The following is a 13563-nucleotide window of genomic DNA, read 5'->3' as shown; positions in this document are numbered from 1 at the left end:
CCTCGCATGATTACTGCTCCCACACACAACGGAACGACGCCACTGCATCAGGATCGGAGTGAACAAAGTCGATAGCCCCGGGGACCAAACCGGAGACGACGCACGCCTCGCTGCCCGGCGAGCAGCCCAGAACAACCTGTTTGGGAGCCGGGATAATCAACTCCGCTGGCGATGCGAGCACGTCGTCGAGCCCAAAAGGAGAGCTCGCGAGCGGATGTTGTCCGAGCGACGCGACGGTCAGATCCGCGCACGCACCCTTGCAGCACGCGCCCGCCTCCCCGCCCAGGAACGAAGTGCGCCAGTGACGCTCACAAGTTGGCGGCGACTCGCCCCAGGCGAAGCGGGACACTTTGGGACCTCGCGCGGCGAGCAGCCATTCGTGTGCTCGTGGCAAACGAGCGCCGACCCATCGGCAGAACTGCGCAGCCTGGGCGTGCGTCGCGCAAGTCAGAGCCGTCTTGCTCGCCAACTCCGCCGTTCCGGAGGCGGCGGCGTAGGTCGCGCCGTCGAGTCCCCGATCCCCGAGTTGACACTGGGGCGCCAATGACGCGGGCGCACTACAGGCGCGGGCTGCTACGCAGGCGTGATACTGCGCCACGGTGGTCGGCAGCACCGAAATGCTGAACGCGTCTACCTTGACCTTGCTTCGCAGAACCCCGAGGCGGACACCCACGTCGATCTCGGCAGCCGCAACTTCTGTGCTGTTCGGAATGGCGTCGGGAGGGGCCTTGGGCGATGACGGTTCCGAGCCGTTCTCGCAGCCGGCGCTCGAGATGCCGACCAGGACGCCGATGTAGTACACTACCTTAGTCATCAACATTGCCTCCGCTTGCTCGTGAACCCGCGACGCGCTGCTAGAAGCACGGCTGCCAGCAGGGACCACAGTTGAACCGCGTCTCGATGTGGCCGTCGGATGCGGCACCCACATCCTGACTCGTCGTTGGCGACGCACCGATCGCCCTCGCGCCTCGTCCCAGCGCCACACTGGAGTCCAGATGCTCCGGCTGCCCCAGCTCCACCCGCGGCGCCGCCCGCTCCCGCACCGCCGTCTGCTCCGGGCTGGAACGGTGAGGCGTCGAGGATCAGAGTCACGCCACTGAAGGGCCCCGCAAAGTTCGGCTCGTTGCTTCCGCCCGTGACGAGGACGCGCCCGTCGGCCAAACGCAACACGGTGTGATGGAAACGCGGGGGCGTACCTGGCATGTTCAACGGTGTGCTCGTCTGAGTTGGCGGCCAGAACAGCTCGGCGGACGGGGTCGTCGAGCCCTCGATTCCGCCCCCCGCGAAGATCACGCTGCCGTCGTCGCGAAGCGCCATTCCGAACATCGTCCGACCGGCGACCGGAAAGAGCTGCCAAGCGTTCGCTTTGGGGTCGAAGATCTCGGCACTGGCCAACGCTTCGAATGGTCCAGTGAGCCCGCCAGCTACCAGGACTCTGCCGTCCTGAAGAATCGTTGCGGCGTGGTCTCCTCGCGCTTGCTGGAGCTGCGGCCCCACGGACCATGACTTGGTGCTCGGTTCGTAGATGCTGACCGCCCTCGATGCTCCGAGCTCCGTGGCTCCCCCGACGACCAAAACGCGACCATCCGTCAAGAGCGTCGCGGTGTGAAAACCGTGGCCTGGCTGCGCCGGCGTTCCCTCAGGCGGAAGGTCTGCGAGCTTCTCCCAGGTTCCCGAGGAAGGAGTGAACAAGAACGAGGTCTTGTTCCCGCCATACCCACACTCACTCCAGGACTGGTAGTACGAGCAGCCGCCGGCGACCAACACAGTGCCGTCCGGCAGCCGCGTAACAGCGGGACCGCTGAGCATGGGCGGTGTGTTGGGAACGAGCTGCCAGGTCCCGCTGTTCGAGTCGTAGCTCTCGGCGGGCGCGCTGGTGATCTCGTTGCAGGCCCAAGCGTCCGTTGCGCAAGCGCCTCCGACGACGAGCGCGCGCCCGTCGTCCAGCGTGACTGAACCAGGCCTGATGCGCCCAATGTTCAGCTGTGCCGTCGCGGCCCACGTCTCGCTCGCAGGATCGAAGATCTCGGCTGAGCGGGAATTCGCCCACTGCCCAGGCAGTGCATACGCGGCGGCAACCAGGACGCGACCATCGTTCAATACCGTCGCGGTGTGCTCGATTCTCGGAGCGACCATTTCACCGGCGATCACCCACGCCGGATCGAGCAGCACCGGATAGCGCAGTGACGACGGATCCCACGTGAGACTCAGGGTGCATGAGTCCGAACCGGCGGCGGTCGGTGATCGGCCCCAAGGCGGGCGAGGGCTAGTGTCCGCCTCGCAGCCCTCCAGGCTCAGCATGGCGGCCCGTGTCGAACCTGTCGCATCCACGAGATATGGAGAACGCACCCGTAAGCGGGGGGCGCCCGCCGCGTCGATGAGCTCGAGCGTGTTTGCGACCATGCGCAACCCGGCGACGCGGTGAAGCTTGACGGAGTACCGCACCTCCGGCTCGTCGGGCGCCGTCTCGAACACGACGAAGTCCTCGAGCGCGCCGGGCGAGACGCGCATGAGCAGCGCGCCGCCGCTGGGCCCTCCGCCGTCATAAAGCACGAGTCCGTGACCGACGGCAGGCCCGACATCCCGAGCACCGCTCAGCCTGAAGTCGGCAGCGACGCCGCTGCGAGCATCCTCGATCCGAGACCACCCATCAGCTCGCGGCGCGAGGCGCACCCGCAATCCACCCACGCCTGGCGCTGAAGCGCTCTCCGGGACGAGGGCATCGCCGTCGAGAAGAAGTCGGCGAATCGAACCACCCGGAATGGCCGGACGGTCTGACTCAGCGGCGTGCTGCGCACGCGCGCCGTGCTGCGAGACAAGGAATCGTGTCTGCAGCCGCGCCACGTGCGCCATCGCTTCGGGAGATTCGGTCACTGCGAGTTGGTGAGTCACGCCAGAGGTCTGAGACGTCGAAGACTCGGGAGGTGCGTCCGAACCACAGGAGCACGTCGCCGCGACGGCGAGCATTGGCACCACCCAGCCCGCGTTCGAGGCGACACGAGGCGGTGAGCCGCTCTTCATCTTCCTTCGATCCCGTCTCGCCCAAACACGCCGACCACCACTCCTCGCTCCGCTAGACATCGACTCCACCATCGGACTTCGCCGGCGCAAGATGTCGCGCTATCGGCCCGCAGCGGATCCGAGTTGCTCGAATTCAAATCGACCGCGCCGTCTCACGACCTTCGAACTCCTGCCCGCCCCGGCCACCCACTGCCGAGGTCCGCCTAGACTCGCTCGCGGTGACCGGGCGTCAACCGACAAGATCCGACATCCATCCGACAGTGTGCGCGAGTCTGCGCTGGGGCGATGCGCAATGGGCGCGACCTCATTCAATTGGGAGTGGGGCAGCTGTGGGCGCTCGGCGCGCCGACCGGTCAGCCCCGCTTTCCTCGCGCGCGGTGCTCGCGCTGGAGAGCAAGCCGGTAGACCCGAGGCTGTGAAGCACGCCGGCTCACCCCGTCGGTGTCACCACCCGTTCTTCGCGCCCACCGCATCCCGAACTGCAACACCCCCGCTCGTTAGGACCGCCCACACCACCGCGCCCAGCATGATGGGGCCGGAGCTCTCCGCGCCAATGGCGTCGGGCGCGCTCTCGCGTAACTGGAGTGACAGCCATCTGTGCCAACCCACGGAGCCGAGCGCGGACAGCACAGCGAAGGCGAACGCGAACACGTTGGTGCGGCGCTCGCGCCGAGCGGCTCCCGGCTCCTCCGAGCGCGAGGCCTTTCCGTCAGCCTCGGCAGCCACGTCGGGCCCTTTCCGTACGTTATTGCGTCATGTGTAGCCCACGTCACGACCGCGCGACGACGTGAGCTCGGCCACGTCGTCGCGCGCGACAAATGCGGCCACCAGGTCAGGGAACCGGCCGGACCGACGGCGCGCCCATGGGAGCCTTTCACTTCCCGTCATGGCAGCACCTGAACCCCTTCGTTTCGAAGACGTAGTACCAGGAGGAGTTCTTCGAACTCGCGCACGGATCGCCTGTTCGCACCCGGCACCCATCGCCTTGCGTCACGCTGATGCACGAGTCCTCCCACTCCTCGGCGTTGCCGCCCAGGTCGAAGAGCCCCGGGTACGGGCCACTGCAGGCTGCCTGTGTCCCAACGCTAGCCCGCGGGTACTTTCCCCAGCAGTCAGACAAGCCTGCGTCGCCGTACGCGTATGCCCGGGTTCCCCCCGCGCTGCACGCATTGAACCACTGGCTGTCGTTTGCATCGTCCGGCTTTGCGATACCCGCTGCGCCTCCCCCGATCTTTCCGCAAAGCCGCTTCCCCGCCCACCTGCAATACCCAACCGCGTCGCACCAATTCACACAGCCTACGGGAGCCGACGGAGAAGTGTTCTGCATCGCCTGCCGGCACGACAGTGACTCCGCTGACCCAAATACATTCATCTGCAGGCACCGCCCCTCCTGCGTCTTCGGATCGACCTTTGCGGAAAGGAACTCGTCGTACTGCGCGAACGACACCTCCGTCGCGTCGATGCAGTATGCGACGCCGGTCGGCGACTTCACTTCCACGAGCGGCGGCCCCGGCAGGCCCGTCGGGCAGACGCTCGTGGAGCCGGCAGAGCCGTCGGGCAATCCTCCAGTGCCTCCGCTTCCACCGACACCCACACCGCAGTCGCAGGGACCGTAGCCGCTTCCGTCGAGCTTGCAGGCCTGGCCCCCCTTGCAGGCACCGGGGCCGACGCAGGCTTGAGATAGCCCGGGTGTACACGCCTTCTGATCCGCGGCCGGCTCCTCCGAGCCGCAGCCGACCCCCAGAATCGCCACGGCCAGCAGATTCGCGATCAGGAAGGCCTTGGCCGCCCGCCTCACTCCTGCCATGCGCAACGGAAGGCCCACGCGGAAACCGACGCGCTCGAGTCCCCGGCCTCTGCCCCACTCTGACTTCATGGCCCTCCCGGCTCGATGCTGAACGTGGAACCGCCACGCCCGTGCCCGAGCCGCATCCGCAGGAACGCTACCTGAGCACTGTCCTCTCGGCCAGGTCTGCTCTTCCCCAAGTTGACGCGAGTCATTTCGATTCCTGCGCGTACGAATCGTGGTGTCACGGATTTGACGAGGCCGCTCAGCACCCGCACTTCGTGGAGCGGCACTGGACGAACTTCGTGAGGGCCTGACCGAGCGCTTGATGACTGGAGTAGCAGGCGGCCTCACAGCTCTCGGAAGTACACCCGGACAGGCAGCTCAGGTAGGACGCGTACTGGGAGGTCGCATAGACCTGTTGCATCTCCTGGCAGCACTGCTTTCGCGTGCACGCCTCGCAGGTACTGTCACCGGGGCTCGTTACGCACGCGGTGCAACTTCCGAAGGCCACAAACTCGTCGAAGCAGCCTCCGAGCTTCCAGTACCCAAGTGTGTTGCACGCCGCCGTTCCAGTGGTTTCGAAGCACGTGTACCACGCCGATGTCTGGCCGCCGCAGACCGCCTGGTATCCAGGGAAGTTCTTCACGCACTTCGAGTAGCAAACAGAATACAGCGGGTCGTTCGGGCACTTGGCCGCCACACTCTTCTGGCACGTCGCGGCGCAGACCCCGGCGGTTGCGCCGGCCCCGCCAGTCCCTGCTCCACCGATCCCTGCATCACCACCGCCCGTTCCTCCACCGCCCATCCCGCCACTGTCGTCGGAAGTGCCGCCGCTTCCGCCACCGTCGGGGGCACCACCGGTTCCGCCACTCCCCGCAGTTCCCGAGGCGCCTGCGCTGCCAGCGGCACCGCCCGCCCCGCCGCACTCGCAGGTGGTGTAGCCGCTGCCGTCCGCCTTGCAGACCTGGTAGCCGCTGCAGTTTCCGGGGCCGGTACACCCAACGCTCGCGTTCGGAACGCACGCCTGTGGTTCGGCGCCGGATTCATCCGAGCCACACCCGGTAGCACCGCCGGCGACGCACATCATTGCCCAGCAGAGCCGAACGAACAGACGACTCACGATCTTGCCTCCCGACCTACGAGCAGAGTGTCAGACATTGCTGCACGGAGCGCCAGCCAGCACGTGCGACTCGCTCACGCTGTCCAGGCGTCAACCGACAAGATCCGACATCCATACGACAGTGTGCGCGAGTCTGCGCGCGATGCATGTCAGATCCCCTCGCAGTCGTAGGAATCGGTTCCGGTCGCGCACGGGTCCGGCTCATCGCAGTAGTCGTCGAAGGCGGTCGGGCACGAGTTTGAAGCGTTCACGCACACCTCGTAGCTCGTGTTGCAGTACGCGCCGGGCGGGCACGAGAGGCCGTTGCCGCAATTCGCGCCGCACACCTCGGCGACCAGGCAAGCCGTGTTGGGGTACTTGTCGATGCAACTATCCGTGTCCGCAGAAGCAGTGCAGGTAGTCGTGCAAAGACCGGTCAGCAGCGAGTTGTCGCCCGCGTAGCAGAACAAGCCGGCGCCACATGGGCTCGTTGCGCTGCAAGCTTGACCGATCACGCCGCTGCTGTTGCCGCCACCGCCCCCACCGCTTCCGCCACTGCCGCAGTTCGCGATCCAGACGCTCAGGACCAACACCACCGCGGTCGCTGCGCGCCCGCCGAAATCACGCCTCATCGTTCCTCCCTGCGCGAACTCCATTGCCTCGCCTCATGCAATTTCCTTGGCCGGATCATGTGGGCATTCCGAGGTGCGTTTGGCGAGCGAGTCCCCGGCCCGCCTAGACTCGCTCGCGGTGACGGGGCGTCAACCGACAAGATCCGACATCCATACGACAGTGTGCGCAGGACCGCGCTGGTGCGACGCGCGACAGCGCAGCGTCAGTCGAACCGAGTGGGGCAGCTGTACCCGGTGCCGACAACGGTCTCGATGCGCACGCCGAGCGGTTGGAGAATCTCGCGCATGCGCTCGATGTGCTTCTCCAACGCCTTGTCCGTCGCTCTGGGGTTCTCGAGCCCGAAGGCTTTCAGGGCGTCGCGCTGCACCGGCTGCCCCCGTGCAGCACTCAGCTGCCGGAACATTCGGCGATGGCTCGGGGACTTGAGCGCCTCGAGCACCATTCTCTGGCGGAGCTGCCCACCGGCGCGGCTCGCCCGAGCAGCGGGCTGCACTCGGCGAAGCACTGATCGCAACCGCGCGCGAAGCTCTCGGCCGCCCGCGGGCTTTGTGACGTAGTCGTCAGCTCCAGCGTCGAGCGCCTGTGCCTTGACCTCCGACTGGCCCAGGCAACTGACCATGATGATCCCGCCCGAGTAGCCCAGCTCCCGCAGGCGCCGGCAGGCGACGATCCCGCTCTCTCGGCCAAGCATCACGTCGAGCAGAATCAGCTCGCAGCCGAACAAGGCGCCAGAACGCAATGCCTCATCGGGACACGCGAAGTCTCGAACGGAGAAACCCTTGTTCTGGAGCAGGCGGCCAATGGCTCTGCGGTGCAGCTCTTCGTCGTCGATGATCGCGACCGGGACGTCGGCTCGCTGAGTCGGATTGACCCGCGTTCCGTCGGGAGGGGTGTCCATCGGTGCGTCCATCGGTCGTTCACCCGCGGGAGTTGCGCGCTTTGTTCCGGTTCCCGGACCCCAAGCCCCACCTCACCCGTGCGCCGAAGAATACCGGAAGCCGCCCTCGAGGTCATGGGTCTCATTCGGTCGCAGCTGCGACCTTCCCTGACGCAGGGGCGACGTTTCTTGACGCAGGGCCGTGGGCCCGAGGGCGCTCGGCGCGCCGCCGGTCAGGGCCGCTTCCCTCGCGCGCGGGCCTTCCGCCCCGGAGCTGCCACCAGCATTTGCGCCAGGGTGACCAGGGCCTCCTGCGCCTCCGGCGGCAGGCGCTCGAACAGTGGACCGATGCGCTGGGCCGCGGCGGGCGCGGCGGATGGGCCCAGGAGCTCGGCGAGTGGCACGCGGAGCGCTTTTGCCACAGCGGTGATGGTGGACAGCCGGGGATCACGGTGCTCGTTCTCGAGCGTCGACAGGTAGTGCGGCGAGAGGCCCGAACGTTCCGCAAGGTCATCGAGGGTCAGGCCCAGCGCCTTGCGACGGGTCCTGATTTCCGCGCCCAGCTTCATGCACCCGAGCGTGACCCGCGCATGCCCCAGCGGTGAATGCCCGACAGTGCAAGCACATGTTGCACGATAGGTCATACTGCGAGACGATCAGACCGCTGTGGATTCGGTAACGCAGGCCATTGATCCGACGCTCATGCGCGCCAAAACCCGCGTAGGGACCGTCTTGCGGGAGAAATGGCGCATCGATGCACTGCTGGGCGTCGGAGGCATGGCGGCGGTGTACGCGGCCACGCACCGCAACGGCACGAGAGCCGCGGTGAAGGTCCTCCACCCCGAGTTGGTCTCTCACCCCTCGATCCGGTCGCGGTTCCTGAAGGAGGGGTACGTCGCCAACCGCATCGACCATCCGGGCGCAGTTCGCGTAACCGACGACGACACCGCTGAAGACGGGTCGATGTTCCTGGTCATGGAGCTGCTCGATGGCGAGTCACTCGAGGATCGTCGGGTGCGACTGGGTGGAACCCTCGACGTGGACGAGGTGCTCTCCGCGGCAGATCAAGTTCTAGATGTCCTGGCCCAGGCCCACGAGAAGGGCATCGTCCACCGCGATATCAAGCCGGAGAACGTCTTCCTGACGCGCACAGGCGCGGTGAAGGTCCTCGACTTCGGCATCGCGCGCCTGCGAGAGCTCTCGACGCCAAGCACGGCCACGCGCACCGGCACCACCATGGGCACGCCAGCGTTCATGGCGCCGGAGCACGCGCGCGGTCTTTGGGACGAGGTGGATGCTCAGAGTGACCTCTGGTCCGTGGGCGCGGCGATGTACTGCATGTTGTCCGGCCGTGTCGTTCACGAAGGGCGAACGACCAACGAGGTACTCCTGGCCGCGATGACCAAGCCCGCGCCCCAACTTCGTGCCGCGCAGCCGTCGGTGCCCGAACCGGTCGGGGCGATCGTCGACCGCGCGCTGATGTTCGACAAGGCGCAGCGCTGGCCCGACGCGCGCGCCATGCAGGACGCAATCCGCCGCGCCTACCACCGCATTCACGGCGCCCCAATCTCCACGCAGCCGCCGATCGTCGTGCCGGACGTCGTGCCGAACCGGACCTTGCCGTCGGCGCTCGCCAACATCTTCCCCGGTGGAGTCGGCGGTACGGGCGCGGCCGTCAGCTCCGGAAGAACGGGCGCTCCGCTGCGAACGCTGACGTCCCTTCCGAAACCGGTGATCGTCGCTGCTGCGGTCACCGTCGCTGGCGTGATCGCGTTCGCCATATTCGTCACCGTACGCATCGCCAACTGGCGTGGAGCGGCCGAATCGGCACCGGCGTTCGCAGAGTCGTCCGGGTCGGCACCAGCGCTCTCCCCGGCCACCGCCGCCGCAGCCGCTCCACCCTCACCTACGCCTGCCCCTTCCGTCGCACCGAGCGAGTCGGCGCGGGCTCCATCGGTGACGGTGCCGAAGCCGTCCCCCGGCGCGAGGCCGAGCGCGACCGCCAGCGCCGCACCGCCCGAGCTCCCCGCGCCGGACTGGAAGGAACAGCGCAAGTGAGGAAGCGGCTCTCGGTGGTCGCGTTAGCCACCTCATTGCTTGTCGCTCCGGGCGCGCGTGCGCAGACGCGGGACCCCGCAACCGCGGACGCGCTGTTCCGCGAGGCGCGCGCGCTGATGAAGCAGGGCGACTACGTCTCGGCCTGCCCGAAGCTCGCGGACAGCCAGCGTCTCGACCCCGCCGCAGGGACCGCGATCAACCTCGGCGACTGTCTCGAAAAGCTCGGCAAGCTCGCCGATGCCCTTCAGGCGCACCGCGAGGCGCTCGACATGCTTCAGCCGGGCGACAAGCGCATCGAGCCCCTGAAGGCGCAGATCGCCACGATCGAGCGGCGGGCGCCCAAGCTCACGATCAAGCTCGCGCCGGGAGCCCCGCCGGGGGTGACTGTGACGCGAGATGGCGTGCTCCTCGGCATGGGCGCGCTGGGCACGGCGTTGCCGGCAAACGTCGGCCCGCACGAGGTGATTGTCACCGCGCCCGGATATTCCGAGCGCCGTTACGCCGCGACGCTGGCGGAAGGAGAGGCCAAGACGCTCGAAGTCAGCGCTGGCGAAGCCGTCGCGACACCGGCCGCGGAAACGTCTCCAGCGCCTCCGCCGCGAGCGCTTCTCGCGATGGCGCCGGCCCGCGACGACGGGCCACCGCGAGGCGCAACGCAGCGAACGCTCGGCTGGGTCCTCATGGGCGCGGGAGCGGTGGGACTGGGCGTCGGCGTCTTCGAGCTCGTTCAGTGGCAGGCCGCCGACCAGCGAGTCAAGGATGAATGTCCCGTGCGGCCTGACGGGACCTACGGGTGCGGAGACCTGGTCAAAGCGCGGGCGGATCAAGATGCCGCGAGAAGAGACGCGCGGATCTCGAACGCAGCGTTTGGAGTCGGGGCAGTAGCGGTGGTCGGCGGCGTGGTGCTGTTGCTCACGGCGCCTGAGCAGAAGTCGGGCGGACTGCGCGTGCGCGCGAGTGTCGCGACCCGGGCGGTCGGCTTGTCAGCGGAGGGAACATGGTAGGCAGCAGATTGTTGCGGCAATGCTCGGTCCTGATGACGCTGGTGGCGGTCGGTGCGGCGGCGTGCGGGCCGGAGGATCGGGATCTGAAGGGCAACAGTGACGGCGGCGCAGGCACGTCCGGCGGGATCGTGCCGGCAAACCACCCCTGCAACCCCGACACTGACAAGTGCCCGGCGGGATACGAGTGCACTTCGAAGGGTGTAGGAACCGCCAACACCTGTCACAAGACGTGCAGCGTGAATGGCGCACTCTGCGGCAGCGACGGCCAAGTCTGCCTGCTGAACTTCGAGGGGAAGCTGTTCTGCAGCGCGGGATGCTCCCTCAGCAACCCTGAAGCGGTCTGCGGCCCAGGCGCCAACTGTGATGGTGCGTGCGACGTTGGCGGTGCGGTCGTCTGCTCGGACTGCTCGGGCGCCGGCTCCGGCGCTGGCTACTGCAGCGACGCGACGGACTGCCTGCCAGGCTACGGATGCACGCCGCAGTATGGCTGCTTGAGGTGGTGCCGCATCGGCAAGAACGACTGCGCCGGGTGCACCGAGCCGGCGACGAAGAAGGTTCAGATCGGCGCAGACACCTACGGGTTCTGCCCGCCGTAGCGGGACGCTCGGTCCGGCGCTGCCAGTCGCCACGTCGCGACGATCGACCGGATCACGCTATGGGGGAACCCCATGCTGCGAGGCGGGTCCGCAGCGCGCGAGCTTGATGTACGCGCGTGCGAGCCGCCCAACTGGCTCGCCGGCGAAGCCGACTTCCGGTATGTACTCCCAAGGGAGAGCGCGAATGACGAGGGTGCGTGCGTGGGTGGCATTGGTGACCGTGACGTTTCTCCCGTTCGTCGCGCCCGTTGCGTGCGGTGACAGCGCGGAGGAGAAGCTGTTCGGTTCCGGCGGCGGTGCCGGAGTCGACGCCGCACAAGGCGGCGGGACCACGTCCAGCGGTGGGACGCCCGCGGCTGGCAGCGGCGGAGGGGGAACTGCGGGCGCGAGCGGGGGCTCGAGCGGCGGTTCGCCCTCTGGTGGAGGCGCTCCGGGTGGCGCCACGGGTGGCGGAGGCGCGGCGACCGGAGGCGCGTCAGCGAGCGGGGGCACGCCGGGAGGCGGTGGCTCCCCGAGCGGTGGCGGTTCGCCGAGTGGAGGCGCTCCTGGCGGCGGAGGCAGCCCGGGTGGCGGAGGCGCTCCTGGAGGCGGAGGCGGCAGCTCCGGCACGGGGAGCTTGTGCGCGGGACATTGCGGCGAGGCCTATTCGCCTCCAGGCACGACCTGCCACTGCAACTCGAATTGTACGATGACGAAGTGCTGCGATGACTACGCCTCGCTCTGCGAGCCCAAGGCCGTTTCTTGCGGATTCGAGCAACTCTGCCAACTCGCTGCGGGCGACTACTGCTGCGCGACGAAGCCAGCTACGGGAACGCAGTGGCTCATGGGCTGCGTCACTCCCAGTGATCAGTGTTACCCGGGCAGCGTGAAGATCTACTGCAACGGTCCCGAGGATTGCTCTGGTGGCGAGGTGTGCTGCGGCACGCTCAACTCTACCCTCACGCAGTTCACGACGATGAAGTGCGAGAGCGCCGCGAGCTGCCAGTACGCGCTTGGCAAGCGGGTGATGTGCTACCTCAGTCCGAGCGCCTGCCCCTCGGGTTACGCCTGCAAGCCGTGGAATGCGCCGCAGCTCACGTCGTACTGCGGAGTGCCCTGACGATCGCCGACGGGCATGACGCCGCCTTTGGCTGCTAGGCTTCTGGCGTATGTCGATGCTCACGACGCGCCTCGCTCTCCGCTCCATTGCGTGGAGCGTTGCGGGCCTGGCGGCAGCGATGGGGTGTGGAAACGATCGGTCGAACGCGAACACCTGCCCAACGGACTTCCCGTCGGGAGCCTGCAGCGCAGATCCCGAGCTCCGATGCGAATACGGCGGCTCGTGTGGTTACACGTTCGCATGCGCGAACGGGCAATGGGTGAAGGTGGGCCTCCCGTGCGACATCGTGCCGTCCTGCCCAGCCAAGAGCACCCCACTACCGAAGCTGGGGGATAGCTGCCCGCACTCGAGCCCAACGTACTGCAGCTTCACTGCGAGCTGCGGCTGGATTGGCAGCGCCGAGTGCCACGCTGGGAGTTACGACAGCGTCTTCGACCCGTGCCCCGACGGCGGAGCGGATGCCGCACCGGACAGCAATTCGGAGGCCGGCCCGGACTGACGCCAAGACCGCGCCCGAAAATTCGGCCGATGCGGCGGCCGCGGAGGCGTTGGACCGTCGGGCATGGCGCGCGTAGCATCCTCTGTAATGGGGTTCGCTCGGCTTCCAACGACACTTGCTGAGCTCGGAGCGGGTCTGCGCGCCGGTTCGCGAGCGCTTGTCGGCGCGGCGCTCGTCGCTGCGTGCGGGGTCGCGGCCAGCAATGACGACGATGGTGGAGCGGTCGGCCACTCCCCCGCGGCGCCGAAGGGCGAGCCCCATGCGACCTTCGAAGCGGGGTCGGATGCTTCCGACGGCCCCGCCGAGAACGCGCCGATCGATTCGGCCGAGGTGGGCTTCGATGACGGTCCGCAGCCGGAGTCGGCGCCCGATGCGTTCTCGTGCCCGGAGACGACCTGCATGGATGGCGCGCTGGTCCACTCTGCCGCCGTCGGTGAGCAGTGCAGCGCTTCCTCGTGGCAGTATTGCGAGCACGGGTGCGGTCTCTACGGGGCTGTTCTGGCGTGCCTCCCCGCCGAGCTACCGGGCCCGTGCGCGCTCAACGTCTCGTTTGACGCGGGACCCTGCGCATACTTGGTCCAGACATTTTGCTTCGACTCGTTCGAGGCCGCGTGCCAGTGCGCAGGTTGCGACAGCGGCTCATGCGTCGCCAAGCCCATGAAGAAGGGCGGACGGCTGAAGTTCCCGCCCAAGCTGTCCGACGGGTCGGCGGAGGCCGCGACCGCCGCAGACGGGGACGCGGCGATGGACGACGCGAACGAGCCAGTATCGGCGGACGCTGACGCCGGTGACAGCTCGCCCGATGGCGGGCTCGTGACCATGACGATCGGCTGCAGTTGAATCCTTGGGTGAGCCGAGCCGGCCGCGACAAGGCGCTTGGACGGATGT

The 13563-nt window shown here is 67.6% G+C and carries 15 protein-coding genes; 7 read left to right on the top strand and 8 right to left on the bottom strand.

Features of this window, described 5'->3' with window-relative positions; translation table 11 throughout:
* Positions 1-10 precede the first annotated feature (10 nt).
* A complete protein-coding gene (locus IPI67_13275) occupies positions 11-814 on the bottom strand; it encodes an SUMF1/EgtB/PvdO family nonheme iron enzyme (GenBank protein ID MBK7581173.1) in 804 nt (267 codons plus the stop codon).
* Positions 814-2553, bottom strand: coding sequence for a hypothetical protein (locus tag IPI67_13270; GenBank protein ID MBK7581172.1), 1740 nt, complete (start codon positions 2551-2553; stop codon positions 814-816). Before IPI67_13270 ends, IPI67_13275 begins: the two co-directional genes overlap by 1 nt.
* 6 nt (positions 2554-2559) lie before the next feature.
* Between IPI67_13270 and IPI67_13265 the strand changes: the two genes are divergently transcribed.
* Positions 2560-2700 (top strand): hypothetical protein, encoded by a 141-nt coding sequence (locus tag IPI67_13265; protein MBK7581171.1) that lies wholly within the window; start codon positions 2560-2562, stop codon positions 2698-2700.
* Between the two features lie 765 nt (positions 2701-3465).
* On the opposite strand, the gene IPI67_13260 is transcribed toward IPI67_13265, so the two are convergent.
* The 6 genes from IPI67_13260 to IPI67_13235 form a co-directional block, all read right to left on the bottom strand.
* Positions 3466-3747, bottom strand: coding sequence for a hypothetical protein (locus IPI67_13260; protein MBK7581170.1), 282 nt, complete (start codon positions 3745-3747; stop codon positions 3466-3468).
* Between the two features lie 148 nt (positions 3748-3895).
* Positions 3896-4828, bottom strand: coding sequence for an SUMF1/EgtB/PvdO family nonheme iron enzyme (locus tag IPI67_13255; GenBank protein MBK7581169.1), 933 nt, complete (start codon positions 4826-4828; stop codon positions 3896-3898).
* 244 nt (positions 4829-5072) lie between these two features.
* A complete protein-coding gene (locus IPI67_13250; protein ID MBK7581168.1) occupies positions 5073-5930 on the bottom strand; it encodes a hypothetical protein in 858 nt (285 codons plus the stop codon).
* A gap of 149 nt (positions 5931-6079) precedes the next feature.
* Entirely contained in the window at positions 6080-6541 is a 462-nt protein-coding gene (locus IPI67_13245) for a hypothetical protein (protein ID MBK7581167.1), read from the bottom strand.
* A 203-nt stretch (positions 6542-6744) separates the two neighbouring features.
* A complete protein-coding gene (locus IPI67_13240) occupies positions 6745-7440 on the bottom strand; it encodes a response regulator transcription factor (protein ID MBK7581166.1) in 696 nt (231 codons plus the stop codon).
* A gap of 212 nt (positions 7441-7652) precedes the next feature.
* On the bottom strand, positions 7653-7988 hold the full coding sequence (locus IPI67_13235; GenBank protein ID MBK7581165.1) for a helix-turn-helix transcriptional regulator: 336 nt from the start codon (positions 7986-7988) through the stop codon (positions 7653-7655).
* Positions 7989-8121: 133 nt separating this feature from the next.
* Between IPI67_13235 and IPI67_13230 the strand changes: the two genes are divergently transcribed.
* The 6 genes from IPI67_13230 (at position 8122) to IPI67_13205 (ending at position 13515) form a co-directional block, all read left to right on the top strand.
* The gene (locus tag IPI67_13230) at positions 8122-9477 is read left to right on the top strand and encodes a serine/threonine protein kinase (protein MBK7581164.1); all 1356 of its coding nucleotides are present in this window, start codon (positions 8122-8124) and stop codon (positions 9475-9477) included.
* Complete coding sequence (locus tag IPI67_13225; protein MBK7581163.1) at positions 9474-10481, top strand: hypothetical protein; 1008 nt, start codon at positions 9474-9476, stop codon at positions 10479-10481. Before IPI67_13230 ends, IPI67_13225 begins: the two co-directional genes overlap by 4 nt.
* Entirely contained in the window at positions 10475-11077 is a 603-nt protein-coding gene (locus IPI67_13220) for a hypothetical protein (GenBank protein ID MBK7581162.1), read from the top strand. Before IPI67_13225 ends, IPI67_13220 begins: the two co-directional genes overlap by 7 nt.
* Positions 11078-11261: 184 nt before the next feature.
* Positions 11262-12176 (top strand): hypothetical protein, encoded by a 915-nt coding sequence (locus IPI67_13215; GenBank protein MBK7581161.1) that lies wholly within the window; start codon positions 11262-11264, stop codon positions 12174-12176.
* 49 nt (positions 12177-12225) lie between these two features.
* Positions 12226-12675, top strand: coding sequence for a hypothetical protein (locus tag IPI67_13210; GenBank protein ID MBK7581160.1), 450 nt, complete (start codon positions 12226-12228; stop codon positions 12673-12675).
* Between the two features lie 87 nt (positions 12676-12762).
* On the top strand, positions 12763-13515 hold the full coding sequence (locus tag IPI67_13205) for a hypothetical protein (protein MBK7581159.1): 753 nt from the start codon (positions 12763-12765) through the stop codon (positions 13513-13515).
* Positions 13516-13563 lie beyond the last annotated feature (48 nt).

The organism is Myxococcales bacterium (genome assembly GCA_016706225.1).
Classification (GTDB): Bacteria; Myxococcota_A; Polyangia; order Polyangiales; family Polyangiaceae; genus JADJKB01.
Note: the sequence above shows the minus strand (reverse complement) of the source record. Positions and strands in the feature narration are given on the sequence as shown.

Bases quoted from the DNA above. Each gene is read 5' to 3' on its own strand.
- IPI67_13275 (MBK7581173.1), bottom strand. From the start codon at position 814: ATGACTAAGGTAGTGTACTACATCGGCGTCCTGGTCGGCATCTCGAGC.
- IPI67_13255 (MBK7581169.1), bottom strand. From the start codon at position 4,828: ATGGCAGGAGTGAGGCGGGCGGCCAAGGCCTTCCTGATCGCGAATCTG.
- IPI67_13245 (MBK7581167.1), bottom strand. From the start codon at position 6,541: ATGAGGCGTGATTTCGGCGGGCGCGCAGCGACCGCGGTGGTGTTGGTC.
- IPI67_13240 (MBK7581166.1), bottom strand. From the start codon at position 7,440: ATGGACACCCCTCCCGACGGAACGCGGGTCAATCCGACTCAGCGAGCC.
- IPI67_13235 (MBK7581165.1), bottom strand. From the start codon at position 7,988: ATGAAGCTGGGCGCGGAAATCAGGACCCGTCGCAAGGCGCTGGGCCTG.
- IPI67_13230 (MBK7581164.1), top strand. From the start codon at position 8,122: ATGCGCGCCAAAACCCGCGTAGGGACCGTCTTGCGGGAGAAATGGCGC.
- IPI67_13220 (MBK7581162.1), top strand. From the start codon at position 10,475: ATGGTAGGCAGCAGATTGTTGCGGCAATGCTCGGTCCTGATGACGCTG.
- IPI67_13215 (MBK7581161.1), top strand. From the start codon at position 11,262: ATGACGAGGGTGCGTGCGTGGGTGGCATTGGTGACCGTGACGTTTCTC.
- IPI67_13210 (MBK7581160.1), top strand. From the start codon at position 12,226: ATGTCGATGCTCACGACGCGCCTCGCTCTCCGCTCCATTGCGTGGAGC.
- IPI67_13205 (MBK7581159.1), top strand. From the start codon at position 12,763: ATGGGGTTCGCTCGGCTTCCAACGACACTTGCTGAGCTCGGAGCGGGT.